The following is a 24,682-nucleotide window of genomic DNA, read 5'->3' on the forward strand; positions in this document are numbered from 1 at the left end:
CCCTTTCGTGTTGCCGCGTGGTTAGTGCAGAATGGAATCGCGGCTGGCCAGCAGGCAGCGTTGCACCACGCCGGGCATGCGATTCCAAAACAGGTGGTTGATTTCCAAAAACACCTCGCCGCCGACTTCAGGGAAATTGCTTTGATCCCAGGAAGCGGAAGTGATAATGATCTTCGCTGCCGGCGCATAGCGCTTGAGCAGCGGAATGAAATCCTGCGCCGTTTGCGTGGCACTGCGATCCTTGCGCAGGTGATAATCGAGCAGGATGGCATCGAAGCGGCGCCGCTGGGTCAACTCCACGGCATCGTTGCCGAATTCCGTGCTGGTGACGCGATAGCCCAGGCGTGACAACTCCTGCGCAATGCGGGCGAGCATGAGCGCATCATCATTCACCACTAAAATACTACCGCCGGCGGCCGGCGCTTCTTCGGGGCCGGCGGCAGTGCTCGCCCACTTGCTGATCGGCGGCGGACCGTTCGTTTGCGGGCCGGGCTGATGATTCTCCAAATGCAGCGGCAGCACCACTTCCACCGTGGTGCCCTGCTTCTCCTTGCTGCGCAACCGCAGTTTGCCGCCGTGATCCACCTCCACGATGCGCTTGGTCACCGCCAATCCCAGGCCATAGCCCTTGGGCTTGGTGCTGATGAAGGGATTCAGCACTTTGTAAACCATGTCCTCGGGAATGCCGCTGCCGTTGTCGGTGAGCGAAATCTGAATTTCCCTGGCGCTGCGCAGGGCATTGATGCGCAGCAGTCCGCCTTTGGGCATGGCATCCAGCGCATTGGTCATGATGTTGATGAAGGCGCGCACCAGCCGGCCGGGATCAACGTACATGCGCAGATCCAGCGCCACCTCATCGCGCTTGATCTCCACGCCCTGGCGCAGGGCCTTGGCGGCAAGGACCTGCACGGCCTCGCCGACGACATTGCGCAAATTGCACCATTGCGGCTCGGGCGGCGATTTGTAGGCGCGGCTGCGCAGATAGTTGGCGAAATCCTCGATGCGTTGCATGTGCGCGTTGATGTTTTGAATCGCGCGTTTGATTTCCACCGGTTGCAACTGTTGCTCCCGCTCACGCCGTTCCAGCCATTGCGTTTCGCTGGCAATCAAGGTCGAGATGTTTTTGATGTCGTGCGTCAGCCCGGCCACCGCCTCTTCAATGGCGGTTGCCTCCAGCACTTTGGCCAGGCCGATCTGCGCCTTGATGCGCAAATCATGCCATTCACCGATCTTCATCGCCACTGCGGCATTGTGCGCCACGGCGGTCAGCGTGTCCTGATCCTGCTCGTCGAAATCGTGCGGCTCGGTGCTCTGCACGTCGAGCACGCCGATGGTCTCTTCGCGAAAGATCAACGGCACGGCGATTTCGGAATTGACCTGCGGATACGCAAAGGCGTGCAGGTCTCTGCCGGCCAGTTCCTTGGCCAAATGTGGTTGGCCGCTGCGAAACACCTGCACCGGCAGGCTGTCTTCTCCCAAGGGCAGGCCTTTGCCCACGAGTTCACGATTGGCCTGCTCGCCGTCCACTGCCTGCAGCAGCAGGCGTTGGCGATCGGCATCTTTGATCCACACAAACGCCATTTTGTTGGTGCGCCCAACGACGTTGAGGCATTCGCTGGCAATGAAATTGAGAATCTCCTGCAGGCTGTTCTCGTGGCTCAACGCTTCGCTGATGCCGCGCGCCGTAATCACCTGCTGTGTTTTCTTTTCAGCGATGTGATACAGCCAACGGTTCTGGATGGCAGTGGCGGCGGCCTCCGCCAACATTGCCAGGAGTTGCCGTTGCTGATGAGACGGCATTGCCGGCCTCTGTCCCGCCACCACCAAGCAACCTTTCAGCCTGCCATCGCCCAGACACGGCAGGGCCAATTCCCAGTGCTGTTCGGGCCAAATCGCGAAGGCCGGACCATTGCCGCCGGCGGTTTCGATGAACAACGGCTGGCCGCCTTTCAAAACCGCGCCCACCGTGCCTTCACCCTGCTCCAGGCTGGGCAGGCGTCGCCCGGCAACGGGAAAATCCCTGCGGAACTTGAACCGCCAATCCTCCGGCGTGTGCTCGCGGTAAACCAAATAAGCGCTGGCAGTGCCGGCAATTTTCTCGACCGTCAATAGAATCTCCTCGAAGAAGGCCTCCAGCTCGATTTGCTGATTGGCATTGTGCACCAGCGCCCGCACTTGCTCAACCAGTTTGAAATGACGATCCCATTCGATCTCGAGGCGCGCCTGCTGCAACACCAAAGAGGCATGGCAGGCCATGATCTCGAGCATCTTCACTTCACTCTCGCTGAATTCGCGCGGCTTCCCCAGCCCCAGACTGATCACGCCCCAAACTTTGCCGGCAACTTTGAGCGGCAGGCAGGCGAGGGCATTGACTTTGTATTTGACCGCCATCTCGCGATAGGCAAAGTCCGGGCATTCGATTTCATCAGTGATGTCGCGCACGAAGCGCGGCCGGCCGACCTGCGCCACCCAGCCGGCCACGCCCTGCCCCACTTTCAGCTCGAAGGTTTGCAGATCTTCCGCGCCCAAGCCCAGGGCGTCGACGATGTGCAACCTCTCGTGCGCCGGTTCCACCGTCATGAACGAACAGTTTCTGGTGTTGTCCACCGCGTTCATGAAAGCTTCCAACAGCACGCGGATGACGTTGCCTTGACCGGCCTTGGTGTCGATCATTTCCAGATTGCTGCGCAGCGTGCTGAGAATGTTCTTGGCCACCGCCTGTTGATTCACGGCGACCGTGAACAACTCGCGCGCGCGTTGGTACTTTTGCTGTGAAAAATAGATATCGGCCAGCCGTTCGGTGGTGAAATAGTCCTGAAAGATCGATTCATAGATGCGATTGCGCGGCCGGAAAAAGCCGTTTTGCTCGGTGAGCGCGCCGAGCGCCAGCAGGGTCTTGAGAGGGGGATCGAATTTCTTCGAGCTGACCGAGCCGGCGCGCAGGACGCGCATCAGGCTTTCCACCAACTGGCTGTCTCGTTCAATCTGGGTGATGACCATTTCGACGTTGGTTTCGCCCTCTTTCAAGATGCTGGCGATCGCCGCTTCCGCGCGTTTCAGCGTGAGGCCCATGGTTTCCTTGCGCACGTAGGCGCTCTCCAGCGTGCGGTAGCAGATTTTCTGCAGGAGATAACCCGTGCCGGCCGTGGCTTCGTACAACAGCCGGCCAAAACCGGCCTCGCAGGAAAGCTCGAAGCGGCGGCAGGCGCGGCTCAGCATGTCCTCCACGTCCTCATAACGAAAATCTTCCAGCAGAATGCGCATGCTGTATTCTGAAAACGAGTGGCCCTTCTCCACTTGCAAATCAAGCGTGTCCAGCGTGCCGCTGATGATGAATTGAAAATTGGGCGGCAGTTTCTGGGTCGCCTGCGATTGCTGCAGGTTGATCAGCACGCGCAGCAGGTCCTGCGTGAAAGTCCTGGAAAAAGTCTCGAAGCTGTCGAGCAAAACGACGATTCTGCTGGTCGCGCCCACGTGTTGGCTGGCCGCAGCGAGCGCGCGCTTGAGGCCTTCCAGATCGGGTGAGGCCGGCAGCTCGCTGCGCAGGGCGGTGCGGCCGGCGCCGGGCAGATCCTGCCAGCGCTCGCTCAGCGCATGGTACAAGCCCGCGACGTTGAAGCCATCAAGGTCTTCCGGTTTGATCAGTACGAAATGGTAAGGCAGGCCGCGCCGGCGGCACTCTTCGGTCAGCATTGCCAGAAAGGTGGTCTTCCCGATCTTCTTGCCGCCGGAGACGACGTACCAATGCCCAAGGGCAAGTCCGGAAATCGTTTTCTCCAGCAGGGCAGGCCGGCCAATCATCACCGCCTCATCCTGCACCGGATGCAGCGGCTTCTTGTAAATGAAGGGATTCGGATACATGGCTGTGCTGTTGCTTGTCCATTGCGGCGTTCGATCAACCCATGACGGTCATGAAAGTGGCAATGACTTTTTCGAAGGGAACGGGCTTTTTGAGGTATTCCTGCACGCCGAGCTTCTTGATCTTGTCCTCGACCACGGGATTCTCCACCGCGGTCAACACCACGACTTTGAGCGCCGGATCACAGTTGGGAATTTGCCGCTGGCGAATCAGCTCCAGCAGCCGCACGCCGGCCCACAGTGTGTCGCTGGACACTTCGAAAGCACGGCCGGGGTCAAACATCACGTCCAACGACAGCAAATCGACCTCACCGGTGCGCAGCCGGGTGACGGCTTCATCGCCGTTTTGCGCCACCGCGCAATGAAAGCCACGGCGCTCGAGCGCCCCCAAATAGGGATTGACGCCGCGCTGTTCGTCCTCGACAAAAAGAATGTGGTTCATGGCTCAACGCTCCCGCCGAAATTTGGGTAGTGAAACGCGAAAGGTGGTGAGATAATCCTGGTAGGTTTTGATCTTGTCCGGATTCCGGCTGTACGGCACGCTGCTGACGCGGATCTCACCGCCGTGTTTTTCGATAATCTCGCGGCAAATCTTCAACCCCAGCCCGGTGCCGGGAATGTAGCGCATCTTGTCCTTGGTATCGCCGCGCGCGAAACCGAGAAAGATGGTCTCGAAATCATGCTCGGGAATGCCCAGGCCGCGATCGGTAATCTCGATGTGCACTTTGTCATCGTCCTCCATGCCGCTGACGTCGATGTAACGGTTGGAATGGGAATATTTCACTGCGTTGTCGATCAGGTTGGTGAAGGCCTGCTCCATCTTGCCGCGGTCGAATTCCAGCCGCGGCAAGTGCTTGACGCTGTCCTTGATGATCAGGCGCAGTCCGCGCTCCAGGGCGCGCAGACGATAGGCGGCGGCGCAATTTTCCACCACTTCACGCAAAAAACCGGATTTGAAAACATACTCCACGTGTTCGCGCGTGCGGTCGCTGAGCAGCAGCGTGTTGTCCACCTGGCGTTTGGCGCGATGGATTTCTTCTTCGATGGCGCTGACGAATTGATCGATGTCCTTGTCGGGCTGGCTGTGCTCGAGGAAATCCTTCAATCCGCCCACCTGGGTCAGAATGTTGTGCAGGGGGCTGCGGAATTCGTGCGCGGCCTCGGCGATGTTGGATTCCAAACGATCGATGGTCATGAGCGCCCGAATGTTGCGAATCGCGACCGCGACTTGGCGGGCAAACGTCTCCACTACTTTCATGCGACGTCGCAGCATGCGCTTGTCGCCACTCACCAAATCCTGCCGGTCGGTTAAATCGATTTGCAAGGTGCCCACGGCCTTGTCCTTCACGATCAAGGGAATGACGAACTGGGACTTGATGCCCGCCTTCTTGATGCTGTCCTGATTGCAGGTCGGATCTTTGGCGCAATCCTCACTCAGAATCGAGGCTTTGGCGCGCAGCGCCTGCGCCAGGATGTCGGTTCCCTTCAGTTCCCGCTTGGTTTCGTGCACGATCGCCTTCCAATTTTCGCCGGCAGCGTAGTGCCCTTCGATCGTGTTCGCCGTCTCATTCACCAGCGACAGCATCCAGCGCGAATAGCCGATGTTTTTCAGGCTGGCGGAAATGTGGCCGATGACTTCCTTTTCAGTCATCGCGTTCAGAATCTCGAAGCTCGCCTGATTGAGCGCCTCCAATTGCATCTCGAGTTCGGTGCGCAGATCGAGTTCTTCCTTCATCTGCTTCACCAAATTCGCCTGCTCGATGCCCAAGCCGGCAAGATTGACGATGCGCTGCAACGTCTCGATTTCATCCGCTTCAATAGCGGCTTTTTCGGCTTTGACGTAGCCCGTCTCCAGTGTGCCCAGCACTTCACCGCGCGCAAAAATCGGGATGATCGTGCGCACATAGCGGGCATGGCCGAAGCGCTCATAGATGTCCTTGTCCAGCCGGTCATCCCAGCCGGCAAGATATTCCGGCGTTTTGTGGCGCACCACCCAGGCCTGAATATCCTTGCTGTCGAGATCATGCCACGCCGAGTCGATGAACTCTTGCGGCACGTTGCGGCCCTTGACCGTGCCGATCATGCCGATTTCATGATCGACTTTCGAGATGGTGGCGTACGCGAAGCCCAGGATTTCGACCACGGCATCCAGCACGCTTTCCAGAATGCGGTCTTCATTCAAATCTTTGCCGGTGGCGGCCTGCTGCACTTTGTCGAAGGCGCGCAGCTTGGTGATGATGCGGTTCTTCGCCGCGATCAGGTTGGCGTTTTCCAGCGCCACGGCCGCCTGATTGGCCAGGGTCGAGAGGAAGTAAACATCACTGGGAGAGAAGGCATCCAGGGTGTTGCTGTCGACGCTGAGCACGCCCAGCCGGCGGGAGGCGCCGGTCTCTTTGTCGCGATAGGTGATGGGCACGACGATTTTGGACTTGACGTCCTTGAAGATGCCATAGTAACGATTGATCGGCAGCAGCGCAACATTGTTGGAAAGCATGGGCTGCTGGGTTTGAAAGACATTGCCGGTCATGCCGCGGTCTTTGGGCGTGGACTTCTCCGGAAACGTCTCGCCCGCACTCTTCGAACTCAAAGCGCAGAAGACGAGATGATCGGTCCTCTCGTCATAGCGTTTGATGTAGGCACGAATGCTGTGGGGCAGGCGCAGGCAGACCTGGGTGATTTGCTGCAGAATCTCGTCGACGTTGTGCGTTTCCAGCAGCGACTGGCCGGCGGCGAGCAGTGCTTTGATTTCGCGCAAATCCTTGGCAATGCCGATGGTGCCGGCATCACGGCCGTTTTCATCACGCAGCACCGCCACCGACAGGCTAAGGGGGATCGCCTCGCCGTTCTTGCCGAGAAACTCGGTTTCATAATTCTTGACGCGCTTGTCCCGGGCTTTCAGCAGTTGCCAGCGGATCGCCTGCGCCTTTTCCAGGCCGGTGGTGTGTTCGTCGGTGGGGTAGCGCGTGGAGACGTGACATCCCACCAGCTCGCCAAAGAGATTGCACGCGCCGGGATTCATGTAGGTGATCTCGCCGCGTTTGGAACACATCACCACCGGATCCGGGGTGCTTTCCACAATCAGCTCATAGTCCCTGAGCTTCTTTAGCAACCGCGCGTTCTTGAGGGAGATGACGAGCTTGGTGGTGAGAATCTTCATCAACGGTTCATCGAACTCGCGGGAAAAGCCGGTATTCTTCAGGGGTTTGCCCTGCGCATCCTTTTTGTTGTAGGCCAGCAGCAACCCGAGCAGACTGCCGTCTTCCTCGAGCATGGGATAAGCCAGCTCGGAATAGACGCGCTTGGAAAAGACAAACTCGGCGGGAATCTGCGAATTGCGCGCGGGGTGATTCTCCAACTCTTGCCCGTAACTGTTGAACACTTTGCGATGAAAGGCAATGTGGCCGGTCATACCGCTTTTCGGGCCGTCAACGATCGACAGAACAACGCGCTCGCGATTCCGCACCTTGCCGTCTTGGGCAAAGCTGGTTTCGAGAATCACACTGTCACCTTTGGCCAGCCACAAGCTGCACAGTTCGGCGTCCAGGATTTCGGTTGCCTTTTCAACGATGTAGTCGAACTTTTCCGCCAGGGATCTGTTCTCGAACTCGGCCAGCAGGACATTGTTGGCAGCCGAGAGCAGGCCGAGCTTCTGAATCATGCGATCGCTGTTGATGAACTTTTGGGATTCGCTGATCGCCAGCGCGCAGAATTCCGCCACGGTTTGGGCAAACGCAATATCCTCCTGTTGGAAATAGTCACGCTGGTTGGATTCGAGAATGAGGAGGCCGAGAGGTTTGTCCTGCACGCGGCGCAAGGGAATGAGCATTTGCGAGGCCGGGCTGGGCGAGCCGTTCGGACGGCTGGCGGGGAATTCGATAGCGGCCGCGATGTAGCCGCCGGTCTCGTCGCCGTTGTGTCGCTTGTCGAAGAACTGTTGCATGCCGGCAGGCGCCGCCGCGAGTTCAAGAGCGCAGCCGGCGCCAGAGCCGGCAGATAGGTAGGGACATCTTTCGCCGCTGAAACATTCCAGCTTTTCTGCCACCGGGTCATGCAGCAGCAGGCAGCCCCGTTCTGCCTGCGTAAGAGTGACAGCCTTGGCTAGCAGGTCACTCAATAGCATGCCGTCCAAATGTGATCGGTCGTGCGCCATAAAACCCCTCCGCACTGGGTAATTGTCTAAAGCTCATCTGTCTTAATCTTATAGTTTATGAAATCGCATCCGCAGATTCAGTCAGTGTGGGCTAATTAGATCACAGAGTTCTTCTCTCCACAGGAAAAGACCGCCTTGCCAGGCAACGGGTGGACTAAACAACCCACACCTCAAAATCACCGGTCGTGAACAACGGGGTCGCTGCCATGTCGGCCATGAACACGAAATCACACACGATTGCCTGTATCGGGGGAACGTTTGACGCCTTGCATGTCGGGCACAAAGAATACATTCAAATGGCATTCGCCGCTGCTGACTTCGTGCTGATTTACCTGGCATCCAACCGTTGCGTGCAGCGTGAAAAGAAGTATGACGTGCGTTCCTACCGCGACCGTTGTCAACGGTTGAAGAGTTATCTCACCGAAAGTAACATCGCACCCGATCGTTACCAAATCAGACAGATCAAATCAAGAAATCAGTTGGAGAATGAACTGGCTGAGGAAAACGTTCACAAGGCTATTGTCGTTGCTGAATACGTGGACATGATCACGCGCATCAATGAGAAACGCCGGACGAACGGTTTGCCTCCAATTCAGATGATTCGCAAAGAGCGAACCCGCGACGACCACCACCACGATATCTCTTCAACCGAAATGCGATTTCCCAAGAGCATTCGCAGCTACATTCCAAACGCTACCTTGATCAACATTGACACGGACAAGATCAAGAGCACTGCGGCCGGCAAGTTTTTGCAGAAGTACAATCTGCTGGCTTTCTGCAAGGCTTTGCCGCTCAAGCCGTAAGTTCGCAGTCAAACCCTGCTGCAGTTCTCCTACAATCTCACGGCAGAACGCGGAGTGTAGTATCTTGCCAGCCAACTCGCCAAGCCATCCAGCCCGGGGAACAAAATTCTCTCCGTGATATTTGCTTTATCCAATTTGTCTCGAATTTCCCGCTTCAATCTAGCCGGGACGATTATCTTTCGAGCCAATCCGGCTTGCGTGTGCAGCCAATCATTGAGCAAAGAGTTGGCCCGGGACATGACCGAAAACAATGCGGACTGATTTACAATTCGCGCGTCTATTGCAGGTGGATCAAAGAAAACAACAAAGTCCTCTGAGGCGAGGCTATCGAGCGCGCTCAATGAGGTGACGATCCGGTCCAACATCTCGGCAGTCAAGTTCAGCGAGCCTTCCTCTTCCAGCGAGGCCCGCAATTGCCGTGGCAGCCGCTTGTTCACTTCGATGAAGTTCACACACCAAATCGCGCCGTTCACGTCAAAGCGATTGAGATTGGACGTCGCAAAGTGCAAAGCCACCAGTGGAGAGAACGTCCAGTCAAGCAAGCGCGTGGGCAAGCCATGATGTTGCGCCACTGCCAGCCACTTCCAAAAGGAGCCGCCGTGCTCGACGTCGCTGAGGGCGTACTTCCTGAAGTTCCGCAGCAGATGCTTTTCCAAACTCGCGAAATCCCCACCGAGCCGCATCAGCCGGCTTGACAGGACATAGTTTTCATCCGAAAGCCCGCGGAAGGCTTAGGGCGAACGGTGCCGCATGATACTCGCATCCCAGGAATCAACGAAGAGATGTTCCATCAAATCCGGCCAGCTTGACGCCACGATTTCGTTCATGATGAACACCCACCCGCTTTTGTTGTTTCATCCTGACATTGCCACATTCATGCCAGAACCGCGGCCTTGCAACCTCTTGTGAATTAGCGCAGCGATTCGAACAACCACTCGCCCATGTCGTCTTTTCCCAACATGCCGCTCAAAACATACCGGGAAAAGCCAACAGTGGTGATCGTCTTTACCACCGTCATTCCCCTACACGATTTGGGTTTTCCGCAATAGCATCTGCGCGACGCCTTGCTTCCGCACAGGCTGTCATTCACGCCAAACACTTGGAATTTCATGCCGGCTTGCGCGCTTGCGCCTCTGGCCCGTGGGTTGCGTTTGCTCTCCCTGACAACTGATTGCGCCGGGGATTCGGTGCGCTGCTTCATCCGGTTTCTTGGGAGCAAAGAGCATGGAAACGCTATCCGGAAAAAAAGGCAAAGGGCCGCCCTCGTTTTGGTGGTTCGTGCTGCACGGCAACAACACCCGCTCGCTGCTCGACGAGTGCTTCGAGCTGGCCGCATGCTGCCTGGTCAGTTCGAAGTCCTTCGAGTATTTGATGCAAAATACCCAGAACGCGGTTGTCGGCTTTCTGCTCTTCGAGCTGCACGCGCTGCAAAACTACTTCGGTTTGATCAAGGTGCTGATTTCGTTGGTGATCTTCGTCCTGGTGCGTGGTCTGCGCTTTCACGTGACGATTCGCCGTTCTCACCCGCGCGGATGATCCTGCGGTCGCAGAAAACGGCGACTGTCGGGTTTTCTCAACGCATTTGTGATCGTGCTGGGCAAAGCTGGGCGGGTATTTTCCTGCAATGGCTTTTTGCGCCACTTCATTCGGCGTCAAGCTTTGTCGCTCCGCAATCAGTGAACAAAGGAGAGCCTCTTTCATCCAAAAACTGCTCGGCAAGAAACATGCGTGCAGGCAGCGGAGGGGCGGCAATCATTTCATGCCAGCGCTGAGCGCTGGATTTGATCTCCTCCATTGTCCGTCCGAAATCGCAGCCTTTTACTATGAGAGTGTTCCCGGAACGGCATGATCGTTTCACAAAAACCTCAGATCCCCCGCAGTGCTCGAAGTTTTTCCCCCTCGGCTCAGCCGAGGGTCTTCGGGCGGATGAACACCGCGAGGTTGAGTCGCAAAGGCCAACATCTCCGCAAGAGTCTATTCGAGCATAGGCCCCGAAGTTCTACAGCAAAAGGCATGTCCTGCAAGGATACTTGACAGCATAGCAAGCGTTCGGGGATGGGGATCGGTTTGACGTTGCAGCAACATCTGTTCGGTTGCCTCCCCTGCCGTGACTGTTCCGCCGGAAAAATCCGGTCTTGACAATTTCGCAAAAATCCTCTATTGTCTGGCCATCGTCGGGTAGGTGGAGCTTGACGGCTCCCCGTAGTTGACAGTTTCAACGACACTCATCCGCCTTCTCAATCTGAAATCTTCTGCGCGATTGGGCTCCATATTGGGAAGGCGGATTTTTTTGTTTCCCGCCCGCAGGCCACCCAACGGCCTGCAATCGCGCCGCCGCACAGCGAGGTCCGTACCGCCAGCGGCGCTTCTCCGGGGTTCTGCAGCGAAGTATTCGGGATGGCGTAGCAAGCCCACATCCACAAGCCACGAACATTGACGTTCAATCTCTTTCACGGAGGGAATGGCATCATGAACGACTCCCGTCTCCGCGCGTCTGGTTTTGGGACGGTATTGCTGCTGCTCGGCTTTTTCAACTTCGCCAACGCAATTGACTACCCCAGCCTCTCCCCGGGCGTTTTGATCTCTTCCGGCGAGGGCGACGCATACTCATTTGCCCTTGCTGAGAGCCATGAGAAGGATGCTCCGCTCATCACAACAAGTACGGCAGCCGGCGATGCCGGCATCGGTGCTGCGGCCGTGGAGACCCCCGCCCTTGCTTCAGACGTGGGCCTCGCACAACAATCCGGAGTCACTCCTTCGGTAAGTGCCAACGCGGCACCGGTGAATCGCGCGCCCCCGGTCATCTCCAATGTCGCCAGCGGCAATCTCTCGCCCACCACCGCTACCATCAAATGGCAAACCGATCAGCCCTGCGATTCCCAGGTGGAATTCGGCCCGACGGCAGCTTATGGCCTGTCCTCGCCGCGCGATACGGCCCGCGTGACTGCCCACGCCGTCATCCTGACCGGCCTGACGCCAGGCACTTCCTATCATTTTCGCGTGCTCTCTGCGGATTCGGCGGGCTCGGTCGGCCGCAGCGATGACTTCACTTTCACCACCAGTGTCCTACCACACAGCGACGATTTCAACGGCAGCTCGCTTGATCCCGCCAAATGGCAAATAGGCGCACCCACGCAAAACTTTTCGGTGGTGACGGACGGCAGCCTGCGCCTGCGTTCGGCCAGCGGCAGAAGCGGTTGGATCTACACAACTGAAAGATTCTCCGGCCGCGACCGGCTGGTGCAGATCAAAGTCGTGCGACCGAACGACGACGGCGCCCTGGGCCTGTCGCCGACGGTGACGCCTGCTTCGGAATTTGGTTTATATAACGAGGCGAATTGGTATCGCTTCTACAATTACCGCAACCGCAGTGATGAGCCGTACCGGTTGCACGTGCAGTGGAACAAAAACGGTATTGCCGACGGATTCGATGTTGCCGCCGGGGTCAGATTCGAACGCGATTACCATCTGCGCTTGCGCACCGCGGCGGATTCGATCTTCTTTGAATACTCGTTCGACGGGGAGGTCTGGGCGACCGCATATACTGAAATTTTCTCGTTGCCGGGCTACACGCTGGACAGCCTGTTCGTCTTTGAGCTGGCAGCCTACAGCACTCCGGCAAAGGGCGAATGGATCGTCGATGATTTTCTGCTGGGTTCTAGTCTGCCAGCGGCCGCAGATACCATGTCGCCGGTGATTATCGCAGTCGCCAGCAGCGAGTTGACCCGCAGCAGCGCTGTGCTCACCTGGAACACCGATGAAGCGTGTGATGCGCAAGTCGAGTACGGTTTGACGGAGACCTACGGTTTCTCTTCACCAGTGACGGCAGCGATGGCAACGACGCACCGAGTGCTGCTGAGTGGTTTGCAGGAGGGCAGGCGTTATCATTTTCGGGTCAAGTCGCGCGACCAGGCGGGCAATCTGAGTGCGCGCGGGGATTTCACCTTTGCCACGCCCGATCAAACACCACCGGTGATCGCCAACGTGCGCAGCGACAGCATCACGGCCACCACTGCTCAAATCGCCTGGGAGACGAATGAGGCGAGTGATGCGCAGGTCGAATTCGGCCTCAGCACGAGCTACGGTTCCACCTCACCCGCACTGGCGGGATTGGCCACCGCGCACCGCCTGACCCTCACTGGATTGCAGGAGGGCGTGACTTACCACTATCGTGTCAAATCCTGCGATGGCGCCGGCAATCTCAGCACCAGCGAGGATTTCACCTTCACCACGCTCGACTTGACACCGCCGGCCATTTCAAATCTCACGGTGAGCGGCCTCACGCCGGTTGCGGCCCTGATTACGTGGAACACGAACGAGGCCGGCGATGCGCAGGTCGAGTATGGCCTCTCTACGGCTTACGGCTTTGCGACAAGGCTCGAGACCGCATTGGTGACGGCGCACGCGGTTCAACTTGTGGATCTCGCCCCGGCCACGACTTATCACTGCCGCGTCAAATCGGCCGATCGTGCCGGCAATCTCAGCATGAGCGATGATTTCACCTTCACCACGCCCAACGGCCCGCTGTGGGCGGATGATTTCAGCGGCGCCGGACTGAATCCGGCGAAGTGGCAATTGGGCACGAACCCGGGAAATGCCGCCACGGTCGAGGGCGGCGCCTTGCGGCTGCGCTCCACCGGTTCGACCAGCGCGTGGCTCTCCACGCGTGACCGCTTTGTTGGCCGCAACAAGATCATTCAGGTGAAAGTCATACAACCCAATGATGACGGCGCGCTCGGCATGTCGCCCACCGTCAATCCGGCCTCGCCGTATGGATTCTACAACGAGGCGAATTGGTACCGCTTCTACAACTACCGCAACAGCAGCGCCGAGCCTTACAAGCTGCATGTGCAGTGGAACAAAGCCGGTGTTTCCGGCGGCCGTGACGTTGCCAACGGCGTGCGCTTTGACCGGGAATTCCATCTGCGGCTGCGCACGACCACGGATTCCATCGCTTTCGAGTACTCGTTCGACAACATTGCCTGGCAGCATGCCTATGCCGAGGCCTTCTCCCTGCCGGGCTACTCACTGAACCACGAATTTGCTTTTGAGCTGGCCGCCTACAACACGCCGGTGAAAGGCGAGTGGCTGGTGGATGATTTTGCCGTCTATGCCACCGAGGGGTTGGACAAAGGCGACGCCAGTGCTCCGCAGCTTTTCAACATCAACGTGGCCGAGGTGGAAGCCAACCGCGCCCTCATCACCTGGCAGACCAACGAGGCCAGCGATGCGCAGGTGGAATACGGCCTGACTGAGACCTATGGCTCGCTGTCGCCGCTCGCCCCCGGACTCCGAATGTTACACACGGTGGCGCTGACGGATTTGAGTCCCGGCACCACCTATCACTATCGCGTCAAGTCGCGCGACGCTGCCGGCAATCTGGCGGTGAGCCGAGATTCCACTTTTCGCACGGAAGGCAGCGCCTTGCGTGCCCGCGCCCTGCTCGCCGATTCACTCGCGGGCCGCACCGCCGGCAGCCGCACCGGTGGAGTGTTTCTTCCCGAGGGCGGCTGGCAGGCGACGGCTGCAGAGGATATGATCACCTACGATCTCGGCTTCTATGTGGAAAACGGTGCGCTGGAATTGGAAGTGCGCAATTTCAGCCCGAAAGAACAGAATTCCTTTGCCCGCCATCACATCGTCAGCATGTTTCGCAATCCCTGGGGCAATCATCATCCGGTGGAGAATCAGGAAACCGTGTGGGACTTGCATGCCGGCTCGCGCTACAATCCCGGCGTGAAAATGCTGTCGTGGGCGTACGATCAACAAGAGCGGAACACCACGATCCTGGACGATTGGTCGCGCGCGCAGACGTATCGCCTCAAAGTCACCTGGGAGGGCAACCGCCTCAGCTATTACCGCGACGGCGTGCTGCAAGCCACGCACACGCACGCCGCGCCGATGCAGTTGCGCTACGTTTTTCTCGGCCGCGATTTCACCGTGGGCACCGATCTCATCACCGGCTTCAAGAACAATCAATACGGCGCGATGATCGGTCCGATTTATTCGAACCTGATCGTCACCGCAAACCTCTCCGCGGAGGATGAAACGCCGCCGCAAGTTTCTGGCATCACGATTCGCGATCGCTATGCCAACGGCGTGCGGCTGGCCTGGTCCACCAATGAAGCGGCAGTATGCTTCATTGAGTATGGCGCTACGACTGCTTTCAGTCAGAAAACGAAGGTGTTGGGCCCGCCGGATTCGAGCTTCAGCGTCACCCTCGCAGACCTGCGGCCCAATCAGACTTACTACTATCGCATCACTGCCGTCGACAACGCCGGCAACCGCTTCACCAGCGGCACGCAGACCTTCATCACCATGGCGCGCGGCTTGTATGTTTTCAAACCGAGCGCCGACACCTATGTCGAAACCGCCGGCTTGTACGCCACCCGGCGCGACTACGGCAATTACGGCTGGATGAATTTGGGCGCGGGCAAAGGCCGTGAATGCTACCTGCGTTTCGCCGTCGCCGGCCTGGATTCCGCAATCGTCTCGGCTGCGCTGCGGCTGCACGGCCGCCAATCCGGAATCGGCGGCAATCTGGTGCGTGCCTTGAACACTGCGTGGGAAGAGAACAGCGTGACCTGGCTCTCCAAACCGGTGGTTGCCGGCGCAGTTTTGGACACCCTCAGCATTGTGCAGGAGAAAGAGTGGCACAGCGCTAACGTCACCGCGGCCGTCACCGGCAACGGAACTTTCGACTTTGCGCTGATCGGCAGCGGACCTGATTTCGTATCCTTCGATTCGCGCGAATCGCCCAATGCCCAGCCGGAACTGATTATCGCGCAAAAAGGCTATGAGGCCAGCATACCCTCCGTGCCGCTGTACGGCGTGCACGAGATTATGCTGAATGCAAACCAGACCGGCACAAACCCATATCTCGACAGCCCGGCCGTCACCGTGACGTTCACCGGTGTTGACGGTGCGGCCCGGGGACAGACGTTGAGCCTGAATGGTTTTTGGGACGGCGGCAGTGTCTATCGCGTGCGCCTCTCGCCGCCGGCGTGGGGTGAATGGCAGTGGTCGTCTTCCTCCAGCGAGGCCGGGCTGCATGGCAAAACTGGGCGGCTGGTGTGTGAGGGCCGCTTGCCGGCCGGCCATGCGAACGCCGGCGGACCGCTGCGCCAAGCCACCGCATTCCCTTACTCGCTGGAAACCACGGAAGGCCGGCCCGTCTTTCTGCTCGGCGACACGCAATGGTCGTTTGCGAGTGCGAAAATATCCTGGCCGGTTGAATTCAAAACTTATGTCGATGCGCGCGCAGCGCAGGGATTCAATTATGTGCACGGCCAGTTGTATGCGTTGCGGCCCGACAGCAATGATTTCAACGAGGGCGGGCAGGCATTCATCAACCGCGATGTCGATCGCCTCAATCCCGGCTATTGGCAGGCCTTTGACCGGCGCCTGGCTTACTTGAATGAGATGGGATTGACCGCCGGCCTGATGTTCGCTTGGGCCAATGAGGGCTGGCAGAGATTCGCCACCAGCGCGCAGGTCGACCGTTACGTCCAGTATTTAATCAACCGCTATGCCGCTTACAATCTCATCTGGATTCTCGCCGGAGAGTATGAAGAAGCGGCGGTGCCGGGCGGCTACGATCGTCTCGGCGAGTTCGTCAAGTCCAATGATCCTTACCGCCATCCGATTACAACCCACACGATCGACACCAATGCCGATGATTTTGGCACTGCTTCGTGGCTGACCGCGATCTATCAGCAAGTCCCCGATCCCAGCCGGATCACCACGGACCGGCGCTACAACAAACCGGTGATCAATTCCGAGTTTGGCTATGAAGGCGATCAATCGGCGGAAGAAGTGCGCCAGGATGCCTGGGAGATCGTAATGCGCGGCGGGTTTTTGGTTTATGGCAACACCACGACCTTCCACCACAATGCGGTGATGTCACAAGCGAATCTCTACTCTGCCGGCGCACGGTTCATGACGCTGCTCAAGAATTTCTGGACGAACAACGGCCGCTATGCCCTCAATTGGTGGCGCTATTCACGCTTCGAAGCGCTGCCCAATGAGCGCTGGCTGGCCGGGCTGCCCGGCGCGGAGTATGTCGTGTATGTCGAGAATGCCCTGCCTTTCCGCGTGAATCTCGGCGAGGCCTCCGGCACGCTCAGCGGCCAATGGTACAACACCCGCACCGGCGAGTGGAGCGGAATGATTTTCGGCGCGGCGAGTGACACCTTTGCACTGACCCCGCCGGGCGCGGGCTATGCCGCATTTCTGAGCACGGGTACCAGCAGCTCGCCGAGCATGAAATGCCAGCCTTCGGCCGCACCCGCGACGCTCGGCTTGCCGGAGTGTTTCGAGCTGGCGCAGAACTATCCCAACCCGTTCCGCAGCGAAACTGCAATCAAGCTGGCGTTGCCGGAGCAAGGCCGGGTAGAGGCCGTGGTTTACGATCTGGCGGGCCGGGAGGTCACGCGTTTGTATGACGGCAATCTGCCGCCGGGCTACCACGTGCTGCGCTGGAGCGGCAATCACACCGCCGGCGAGAGCCTGAGCAGCGGCATCTACTTACTGCGCGTGATCTATACCTCTTCCGGCAATGGCCGGGAAGTGATGACGAAGCGGGTCTTGTATTTGAAATGAACGGCACGACTCTCATCGCCCCCAAAGCGTCATGCTCGGGCGCTGCCCTGCTCACTTGCGCAGCGGCGGCGCCTGGTTCCCACCATCTGAATTCTGCAGGCAGTCACGGCGGCTTGTATTTTCCTGCATGATTCCGCAAGCAAACCTTGTCGCGGTGCAGCAACCCACCTCCCACGGACGGCCTCACCTGTTTCTTCCAGTCTGCAAAATCCGTTGCGTCTGTGCTGCCGCTCCTGTAGACGCGAGTGCGCGAGGAGTCAGCATCCGATGTGATGCAGCCGAGTGACTTCCAACTCTTGACTGCTTGACCTGCCATTGTCTCCCAAAGGAGGCCCCGTGAACCTGCGTGACATCAACTGGCGGCGGGCCGCGCTGCTCGCCGTTGTCGTTTTGCTGAATCCCGGCCGCGCGGCATTGGCGCCGGCGCAGTCCAACAATCCCACCGCCTCGCAACTTCTCGGCACCTTTGAATGGCGCTCGGACCCGGCAGGCGGTGCCAACCGCTTCGACGAGGCGATCATCGCCTTCACCGTGCGGGAGCTGCCGGACGGGCGGTTGCAGGTTTCTGCTCGAGTGGACATGGGTGAAGGCAAGGCCGGGGATGATTATCTCATCAACCCCTATCTGCGGTTGCATTTTGACAAGCAATATCTTCTGCGCGGCACGGTCGGCGGCAAGCGAGCCGAACCCAGCCCGGCGCGGTTGGCGCCCTTTGCAACCGAGCTGGTCTTTGCCAAACCGCAGGGTCCGGTCGAGGGCTGGCACGCCGGCTATGAATCCTACGTCGATGGCTCGCATGTTCGCGACACCGGCAAAGGTGAGGAGGAAAGCGAAGGTTTGTTTGATGCCGTCGCGCCCGCGATCAGTGCGGTGCGGCTGCTGAACGCCTCGCAAACCGCCGCCACCCTGCGCTGGGAAACCGACGAGCCGGCATTCGCACAAGTTGAGTTCGGCCCGACCGCCGGCTATGGCAGCGCCTCGGCAGCGACCACAGAGCCGGCCACCACTCACACCGTGCAATTGGCGAATCTGCTGCCGAACACGCTTTATCACTATCGCGCCCAGGTCTGGGATGCGGCCGGCAACACGGCAGTCTCACCGGATTTCACCTTCACCAGCGCCCTGAATGCACCCGACACGCTCACGGCTTATGACGATTTCGAGCGCACGGACCTCGGCCCGGACTGGACGCGCGAACCGCAATACTGGACGATCACCGACGGCGAGCTCGATCACACGCCCGAGGCCTGGAAGTCGTGGCGCTATCTCACGGTGTATAACGCAGTGAGCAACGGCGATGGCCGCGAGATTATCGAAGTGTCTTACCGCTGGGGCAAGAATGTGACGGCGTTGGGCGTGCGCGAAGGCGCGCTCGCGCTGATGGTGGATGAGGACAGTCCGCACGCGAACGGGTATTGGATTTGGCATCGTTACAGCCAGGTCTGGCTGTGGACTATCAACAACGGGGAGTACGTCGGCGGACTCGATCTCGGGCGCTGGTCCGGCTCCGCCGATCCCGGCGCCGGTGACGTGGTCACCATCAGGATCCGGCAGGAGAGTGACGGCAATCATTTCGATTACTACATCAACGGCAGTTATTCCGCCACCGCGCATGATCCCGCCAAGCATTTTCCCACCTCCGAGCGCTGGTACGTGGGCTTTTTTCTGCGCGGCGAAGAAATGAAGAACGAAGTCGATGATTTCCAGATCACCTATGTGCGCAAACCCGGCGGTGCTTCTGCGCCCGCGAGTTTGGCCGGCGGCAGCGCCACACCACCGCAACAGTTTTTCCTCTCACCCAACTATCCCAATCCATTCCATCAAGACACCCGCCTGTGGTTGCAAGTGCCGGAGCCGGGCCGTGCGCAAGCCGTGATCTACAACCTGCAAGGCCAGGAGATGTTGCGGCTGTTCGAAGGCCAACTGGCGGGCGGCACACATCTGCTGCACTGGAACGGCGCCACTGCCGGCGGCAGCCAGGCGCGCAACGGCGTCTATTTCCTGCGCATTCTTTTCGAGGGCGAGAACGGCAGCCGCGAGCTTTCCACGCGCAGGCTGTTGCTGGCGAGATGAAAGCAGTGAGTAGAGGGCTTGCGGAAACGCAAAGACGCCAAGCCTGAGCAGCAACTCAAGCTTGGCGTCCTTTACGCCTTGGCGGTCGGGAGGCGGTGGTGGCCTCTGCCCCGTCACTTCCTCAGGAAGCCGGGCTAGAGGTGGCCGGTCAGCAAATTGCTCCAAGCCTCGCGGGTGAGATAGTCGTTGAGCAGAAATACGAACAGGATGATCAACCAGACGAAGCCGGCGCCGGCAAACACCCAGGTGAGCTTGCCGCTGTAGCGCACGTGCATGAAGTAGAGCACCACCAGCGTGGCTTTGGCGACGGCGATGGTCATCGCGATCAGGTTGTTGAACGGCCCGAGATCGATGAAGGCCACGATCACGGTCACGGCCGTCAGGACGAGCAACGCCGCGATGATGGTATAGTAAACGCGCTTGGGAACGAGATGGGGACCCATCAGTGACGACCTATGAGATAAAGTAACGGGAACAGAAAAATCCAGACGATGTCAACGAAGTGCCAGTACAGCCCGAAAATTTCAATGGGCGAATTGTATTCGCGGGAATAGCGGCCCTGCCGCGCTTGGTAAATGAGGAAGAACAGGATGCCGATGCCGATCACCATGTGCAGCGCGTGCATGCCGGTCATCGCAAAATACAGCGCGAAGAAAATCTGCATCTGCGGCGGGTGCGCTTCCGCGGGGTGGAACATCGGGCCGGGAATGAGATGCTCGTGATACTTGTGCGTGTACTCGACTGCTTTGATTCCCAAAAAGGCCGCGCCCAGCACGATGGTGAGAAACAAAAACAGAATCAACTGCTGGCGCTTGCTCTGCTGGCCGTAGAACACCGCCAGCGCCATGGTCAGGCTGCTGCAGATCAGAATGGCGGTGTTGACGCCGCCCAGCGTGATGTCGAGATAATGGCTGCCCTGGATGAAGGCCTCGGGATAGCTCATGCGGTACACCAGGTAGGCGGCAAACAAACCGCCGAAAAACAGAATTTCCTGCACCAAGAAAGCCCACATGCCCAGCCCGGCGGCTTCGAACTGCTGGTCCAGGTCTTCGAAGTGGTGGGCGAGCGCGGGATGATGCTCAGACAAGGGTCGCCTCCTCTGCTTTGGCGTGTTCCTTGGCGTATTTGGCGTAGTCGTAGGCGTCGTCGGTCACGACCGGCGTTTTGTCGAAATTGTGCGTGGGCGGCGGCGAGGTGGTTTGCCACTCCAGGCCGGTGGCGCTCCACGGGTTGGCGCTGGCACGCGGGCCGCTCTTGAGCGACCAGATGAAGTAGATGAGCGGAATCAAGTAGCCCACGCCCAGAATCGTTGCGCCCGCGGTGGACAACACGTTCAACACCTGGAACTCTTCGGGATACACGTGGTAGCGCCGCGGCATGCCGAGATAGCCGAGCACAAACTGCGGGAAAAAGGTCAGATTGAAACCGACAAACACCACCAGCGCGGCAAAACGCGCCCAGCCTTCGGGATAGAGCCGGCCGGTGATCTTCGGCCACCAAAAGTGCAGGCCGCCGAGATACGCCATGATCGTGCCGCCCACCATGATGTAATGGAAATGGGCGACGATGAAGTAGGTGTCGTGCACGTGCACGTCGACCGCCAGCGTCGACAAAAACATGCCGGTCAGGCCGCCGATGGTGAACAATCCGATGAATCCAATCGCATACAACATCGGCGCCTGATAGGACACCGAGCCTTTGTAAAGCGTCGCAGTCCAGTTGAACACCTTGATGGCCGAAGGAATGGCAACCAAAAAGCTCAGAAAGGAGAAGACCATGCCGGCATAGATGGACTGGCCGGTCGTGAACATGTGATGGCCCCACACCAGAAAACTGATCACCGCAATGGCCAGACTGGAGAAGGCGACGAATTCGTAGCCAAAAATCTTCTTGCGCGAGAAGCAGGTGACAAGCTCGCTCATCACGCCCATGGCGGGCAGCACCATGATGTAGACCGCCGGGTGTGAGTAGAACCAAAACAAATGCTGAAACAGCAGGGGATCGCCGCCGACCGCCGGATCAAAGATGCCGATGTGAAACAAGCGTTCCAGGCCGACCAGCACGATGGTGATGGCCACCACCGGCGTGCCCAGCACTTGGATGAGGCTGGTGGCATAATGCGCCCAGATGAACAGGGGCATGCGGAACCAAGTCATGCCGGGCGCGCGCATTTTGTGAATGGTGACGATGAAGTTCAGGCCGGTCAAAATCGAGGAGAAGCCGGTGATAAAGATACCGACCGCCGCCAGAATGACGTTGGTGTTGGAATACGTGCTGCTGTAGGGCGTGTAAAACGTCCAGCCGGTGTCCACCCCGCCGAAGAGCACGGCGGCAAAAGTGAACAAGCCGCCGATCATGTAAATGTACCAGCTCAGCAGGTTGAGGCGCGGGAAGGCCAGATCTTTGGCGCCAATCATCAGCGGCACCAAAAAGTTGCCGAGGATGGCCGGGATCGCCGGGATCAGGAAGAAGAACACCATCATGATGCCGTGCATCGTGAACATCTTGTTGTAGGTCTCCGACTGCATCAAGTCGGCGGCCGGCGTCATCAGCTCCAGGCGCACAAACACGGCGAACAGTCCGCCAATCAAAAAGAACAAGGTCACCGTGATCAAATAGAGAATCGCGATGCGCTTGTGGTCGATGGTGAGCAGCCATGATTTCGCACTGAAGCCGGCATTCAAATAGTGCTTCTTCGGAACCTCGTGCGGATCGGCGATTTGATGTTCATAAGGTCGGAAAACAGCAGTAGCCATTGTTCTTCTTCTCTCACATTGATGAGGCCAGGGTGGCAGCGGGCCGGCGCAGAAGCGCGCTGGGCATCTGCGGCCGCCCGCGGCCGCCGGGAAGCGTGATTATTTCAGCGTTTTGAGATAGGCCGTGATCTGCAGCAAGCCCGCCTCGTTGATCTGCCCCTGGAACGTCGGCATGAGGGGATTGTAGCCGGCGGCGAGCTTGGCGCCGGGATTCAAGATCGATTCGCGGATGTAGGCTTCATCCGCCACCACGGTGCGGCCATCCGCCAGCTTCACGGAGGAGCCAAACAAGCCCACGAGCGAAGGCCCGCGCGCGCCAGGGACATTGGCGTGGCAAGTGCCGCAGCCGAGCTGGTTGAACTTCTTCTCACCCGCCGAGGCTAAAGTCTCACCACCTTCACTTCCACTCAGCCATTTTTCGAATTCCGCCGGTTCCATTACCACCACGCTGCCGATCATCTCCGAATGCTTGGTACCGCAGTATTCCGCACAGAAGAGATGATAGACGCCGGTTTTGGTGGCTTCGAACCACAAGTGGGTATAGCGGCCCGGCACCACGTCCTTCTTGATGCGAAACGCCGGAATGTAGAAGCTGTGAATGACGTCTTCGGTGGCCATGGTCAGCTTCACCGCCTGGCCGACGGGCACATGCAATTGGTTGATCTCGCGCTGGCCGCTGGGGTGTTGCACGTACCACATCCACTGCTTGCCGACGACGTAGATCTCCATGGCATCCTTGGGCGGAGCGGAATAAGCCTTGAAGTACAAACTCGCGCCCCACCAGAAGACGATCACGGCAAGAAAGAACGGAATGATCGTCCAGGCCAGCTCGAGCTTGAGCAAGCCGGGAATTTGCATCGGCGCTTCGTCTTCCGAGCGGCGGCGATAGCGCACCGCGAACACATAGATCAAGAAAAAGATCAACAGCGAGAAAAACAGCGAGAGGCCGACAAGAAAGTAGTACAGTAAGTCCACTTCCACTGCCAGCCGGGTTGCTTGTTCCGGGAGGAGTTGAAAGCCTTTGTCCATGATTCCGTACGATTTCTACTCATCAGAATAATTAGCCGCCGGGGGCGGACGTTGCCGTTCTGGGCAGCGCTCAGCCGGCTTTGACGCTCGCCAGCTTGTTGCGCCGGTCGCGCCACAGCATCACCAGCACGAAACCTGCCAGCAGCACCACCGTGGTCACGCCCGCCAGGCGCAGAACATTCATGATCATCAAGCCATATTTGCCGGTGCGAGGATCATAGTGAAAGCAATACAGCAAAAGCTGATCGACCGCCGAGCCGATCTTGTTTTCCGAGGCTTCGATCAAGCTCAGGCGCAGGTCGCGGCTGGGATAGTCGACGCCGTAGAAATAGCGCGCCAGCTTGCCCTCGGGCGTCACAATCATCAGGCCGCCGGCATGCGCGTATTGCTGCGAAACCGGATCGAATTCATAGCGGAAACCCACCGCCTCGGTGAGCTGTTTGATCGCCAGGGAATCGCCGGTGAGAAAATGCCAGCCGCTCTCGGCGCCCGGCCGGTTGTAATCCTTTAAATAGTTTTTCTTCTTCTCGGCGGCCAGTGCCGGCGTTTCACGCGGGTCGAAGCTCACCGCAATGACGTTGAACTCCTTGCCGGCATCGAAGGGCAACACCTTGAGACTGCGATTCAATTCGTTCAGCACCAGATTGCACAACATCGGGCAGTTGTAATAGATGAGGGCGAGAATCGCCGGCTTTTTGCCGAAGTATTGCTGCAGCGGCACGGCAGCGCCGGTTTCGTCGAGAAACTGCAGCTCCAGCGGCACCTGGCCGCCGAGCTTTTGATCGATGCCGATTCTCTTGAGAATATCCGGCTGACTGCTTGCATTCAAACCCTGCCCGCGCACGCCCGCTGCCGTGCCGGCAAGCAAGCCCAGCGCGACAAACAGCAACAGCGCCGGCCGCACAACAGCCTGGATAACCAGATTCTTCATGGCCTTTCCTCCTGCACCGCGCTCGTACTGGTCTGCCCGGCAAGCTCAGCCGCCGCTGCTGGCCGCGCCGGCAGGCCGCGCTTGAGCAACAACGTCATGGCACTGTCGATCGGAATGCGCACGATGCCGGCTTCCCGCGCAGTCCAGCCATAACTGTGCAGCACGGAATCCTCGGCGGCCAAGAAGGCTTGCAGGTCGCGCTCCGGCGTAATTTGCAGCCGCGGCGCCGGCGGAATCTGCAGCGTGTCCGCCAGCACATGCGGCGGAATGGCCGTCTTCTCGTGCTGGCGCTCGAAGAACTTGAGGGCGCCATACATCAAGGCCAGCGACACGGCGATGATGGCGAACAGCCCGACTCCGGAGAGCGCCAGCGAACGCGCATTGGCGTCAGTGGTTTCGTATCCGCGGTGATTGTTTTGATTTATGTTCATCATCCAACTCAATCTTGCATGGTATACCTCGGCAGGGCGGTGCGGCCAAC

The 24,682-nt window shown here is 58.7% G+C and carries 15 protein-coding genes and 1 pseudogene; 4 read left to right on the plus strand and 12 right to left on the minus strand.

The features are described from left to right. Positions 1-21: 21 nt before the first annotated feature. The 3 genes from L6R21_04250 to L6R21_04260 are packed head-to-tail and all read right to left on the minus strand — an operon-like array spanning position 22 to position 8,008. On the minus strand, positions 22-3,861 hold the full coding sequence (locus L6R21_04250; GenBank protein ID MCK6558390.1) for a GAF domain-containing protein: 3,840 nt from the start codon (positions 3,859-3,861) through the stop codon (positions 22-24). Positions 3,862-3,895: 34 nt separating this feature from the next. After that, on the minus strand, positions 3,896-4,300 hold the full coding sequence (locus tag L6R21_04255) for a response regulator (GenBank protein MCK6558391.1): 405 nt from the start codon (positions 4,298-4,300) through the stop codon (positions 3,896-3,898). Positions 4,301-4,303: 3 nt separating this feature from the next. Continuing rightward, the gene (locus L6R21_04260; GenBank protein ID MCK6558392.1) at positions 4,304-8,008 is read right to left on the minus strand and encodes a GAF domain-containing protein; all 3,705 of its coding nucleotides are present in this window, start codon (positions 8,006-8,008) and stop codon (positions 4,304-4,306) included. A 215-nt stretch (positions 8,009-8,223) separates the two neighbouring features. Here L6R21_04260 and L6R21_04265 point away from each other — a divergent pair, with 215 nt between their 5' ends. After that, positions 8,224-8,811, plus strand: coding sequence for an adenylyltransferase/cytidyltransferase family protein (locus L6R21_04265; GenBank protein MCK6558393.1), 588 nt, complete (start codon positions 8,224-8,226; stop codon positions 8,809-8,811). A 29-nt stretch (positions 8,812-8,840) separates the two neighbouring features. On the opposite strand, the pseudogene L6R21_04270 reads toward L6R21_04265, so the two are convergent. Beyond that, positions 8,841-9,638: pseudogene (locus L6R21_04270) on the minus strand (FRG domain-containing protein). Between the two features lie 83 nt (positions 9,639-9,721). Then, the gene (locus tag L6R21_04275; GenBank protein MCK6558394.1) at positions 9,722-10,012 is read right to left on the minus strand and encodes a hypothetical protein; all 291 of its coding nucleotides are present in this window, start codon (positions 10,010-10,012) and stop codon (positions 9,722-9,724) included. 23 nt (positions 10,013-10,035) lie between these two features. Between L6R21_04275 and L6R21_04280 the strand changes: the two genes are divergently transcribed. After that, positions 10,036-10,347 carry a hypothetical protein gene (locus L6R21_04280; protein ID MCK6558395.1) on the plus strand — a complete coding sequence of 104 codons (312 nt, stop codon included), beginning with the start codon at positions 10,036-10,038 and terminating at the stop codon, positions 10,345-10,347. 106 nt (positions 10,348-10,453) lie between these two features. Here the strand turns inward: L6R21_04280 and L6R21_04285 are convergent, their stop codons facing one another. Continuing rightward, positions 10,454-10,606 (minus strand): hypothetical protein, encoded by a 153-nt coding sequence (locus L6R21_04285; protein MCK6558396.1) that lies wholly within the window; start codon positions 10,604-10,606, stop codon positions 10,454-10,456. A 674-nt stretch (positions 10,607-11,280) separates the two neighbouring features. Here L6R21_04285 and L6R21_04290 point away from each other — a divergent pair. Next, on the plus strand, positions 11,281-17,412 hold the full coding sequence (locus L6R21_04290) for a fibronectin type III domain-containing protein (GenBank protein MCK6558397.1): 6,132 nt from the start codon (positions 11,281-11,283) through the stop codon (positions 17,410-17,412). Between the two features lie 336 nt (positions 17,413-17,748). Continuing rightward, positions 17,749-19,485, plus strand: coding sequence for a T9SS type A sorting domain-containing protein (locus tag L6R21_04295; protein MCK6558398.1), 1,737 nt, complete (start codon positions 17,749-17,751; stop codon positions 19,483-19,485). A gap of 134 nt (positions 19,486-19,619) precedes the next feature. Here L6R21_04295 and L6R21_04300 read toward each other — a convergent pair whose 3' ends face one another. From L6R21_04300 to L6R21_04325, 6 genes are all read right to left on the minus strand, one after another. Continuing rightward, positions 19,620-19,928, minus strand: a complete 309-nt coding sequence (locus L6R21_04300; GenBank protein ID MCK6558399.1) for a cytochrome C oxidase subunit IV family protein — start codon at positions 19,926-19,928, stop codon at positions 19,620-19,622. Continuing rightward, on the minus strand, positions 19,928-20,572 hold the full coding sequence (locus tag L6R21_04305; protein MCK6558400.1) for a cytochrome c oxidase subunit 3 family protein: 645 nt from the start codon (positions 20,570-20,572) through the stop codon (positions 19,928-19,930). The genes L6R21_04300 and L6R21_04305 overlap by 1 nt, the downstream gene beginning before the upstream one ends. After that, positions 20,565-22,241: a cytochrome c oxidase subunit I gene (gene ctaD / locus L6R21_04310; protein MCK6558401.1), complete on the minus strand. Its 1,677-nt coding sequence runs from the start codon at positions 22,239-22,241 to the stop codon at positions 20,565-20,567. The genes L6R21_04305 and ctaD overlap by 8 nt, the downstream gene beginning before the upstream one ends. A gap of 99 nt (positions 22,242-22,340) precedes the next feature. Beyond that, the gene (gene coxB / locus L6R21_04315; protein MCK6558402.1) at positions 22,341-23,270 is read right to left on the minus strand and encodes a cytochrome c oxidase subunit II; all 930 of its coding nucleotides are present in this window, start codon (positions 23,268-23,270) and stop codon (positions 22,341-22,343) included. A gap of 70 nt (positions 23,271-23,340) precedes the next feature. Then, positions 23,341-24,201 (minus strand): SCO family protein, encoded by an 861-nt coding sequence (locus tag L6R21_04320; GenBank protein ID MCK6558403.1) that lies wholly within the window; start codon positions 24,199-24,201, stop codon positions 23,341-23,343. Beyond that, positions 24,198-24,635, minus strand: coding sequence for a hypothetical protein (locus L6R21_04325; protein ID MCK6558404.1), 438 nt, complete (start codon positions 24,633-24,635; stop codon positions 24,198-24,200). Before L6R21_04325 ends, L6R21_04320 begins: the two co-directional genes overlap by 4 nt. Positions 24,636-24,682: the final 47 nt, after the last annotated feature.

It is taken from the genome of bacterium (assembly GCA_023150945.1).
Classification (GTDB): Bacteria; Zhuqueibacterota; Zhuqueibacteria; order Zhuqueibacterales; family Zhuqueibacteraceae; genus Coneutiohabitans.

Bases quoted from the DNA above. Each gene is read 5' to 3' on its own strand.
- L6R21_04250 (MCK6558390.1), bottom strand. From the start codon at position 3,861: ATGTATCCGAATCCCTTCATTTACAAGAAGCCGCTGCATCCGGTGCAG.
- L6R21_04255 (MCK6558391.1), bottom strand. From the start codon at position 4,300: ATGAACCACATTCTTTTTGTCGAGGACGAACAGCGCGGCGTCAATCCC.
- L6R21_04260 (MCK6558392.1), bottom strand. From the start codon at position 8,008: ATGGCGCACGACCGATCACATTTGGACGGCATGCTATTGAGTGACCTG.
- L6R21_04265 (MCK6558393.1), top strand. From the start codon at position 8,224: ATGAACACGAAATCACACACGATTGCCTGTATCGGGGGAACGTTTGAC.
- L6R21_04275 (MCK6558394.1), bottom strand. From the start codon at position 10,012: ATGAAGCAGCGCACCGAATCCCCGGCGCAATCAGTTGTCAGGGAGAGC.
- L6R21_04280 (MCK6558395.1), top strand. From the start codon at position 10,036: ATGGAAACGCTATCCGGAAAAAAAGGCAAAGGGCCGCCCTCGTTTTGG.
- L6R21_04285 (MCK6558396.1), bottom strand. From the start codon at position 10,606: ATGGAGGAGATCAAATCCAGCGCTCAGCGCTGGCATGAAATGATTGCC.
- L6R21_04290 (MCK6558397.1), top strand. From the start codon at position 11,281: ATGAACGACTCCCGTCTCCGCGCGTCTGGTTTTGGGACGGTATTGCTG.
- L6R21_04300 (MCK6558399.1), bottom strand. From the start codon at position 19,928: ATGGGTCCCCATCTCGTTCCCAAGCGCGTTTACTATACCATCATCGCG.
- ctaD (MCK6558401.1), bottom strand. From the start codon at position 22,241: ATGGCTACTGCTGTTTTCCGACCTTATGAACATCAAATCGCCGATCCG.
- coxB (MCK6558402.1), bottom strand. From the start codon at position 23,270: ATGGACAAAGGCTTTCAACTCCTCCCGGAACAAGCAACCCGGCTGGCA.
- L6R21_04320 (MCK6558403.1), bottom strand. From the start codon at position 24,201: ATGAAGAATCTGGTTATCCAGGCTGTTGTGCGGCCGGCGCTGTTGCTG.
- L6R21_04325 (MCK6558404.1), bottom strand. From the start codon at position 24,635: ATGATGAACATAAATCAAAACAATCACCGCGGATACGAAACCACTGAC.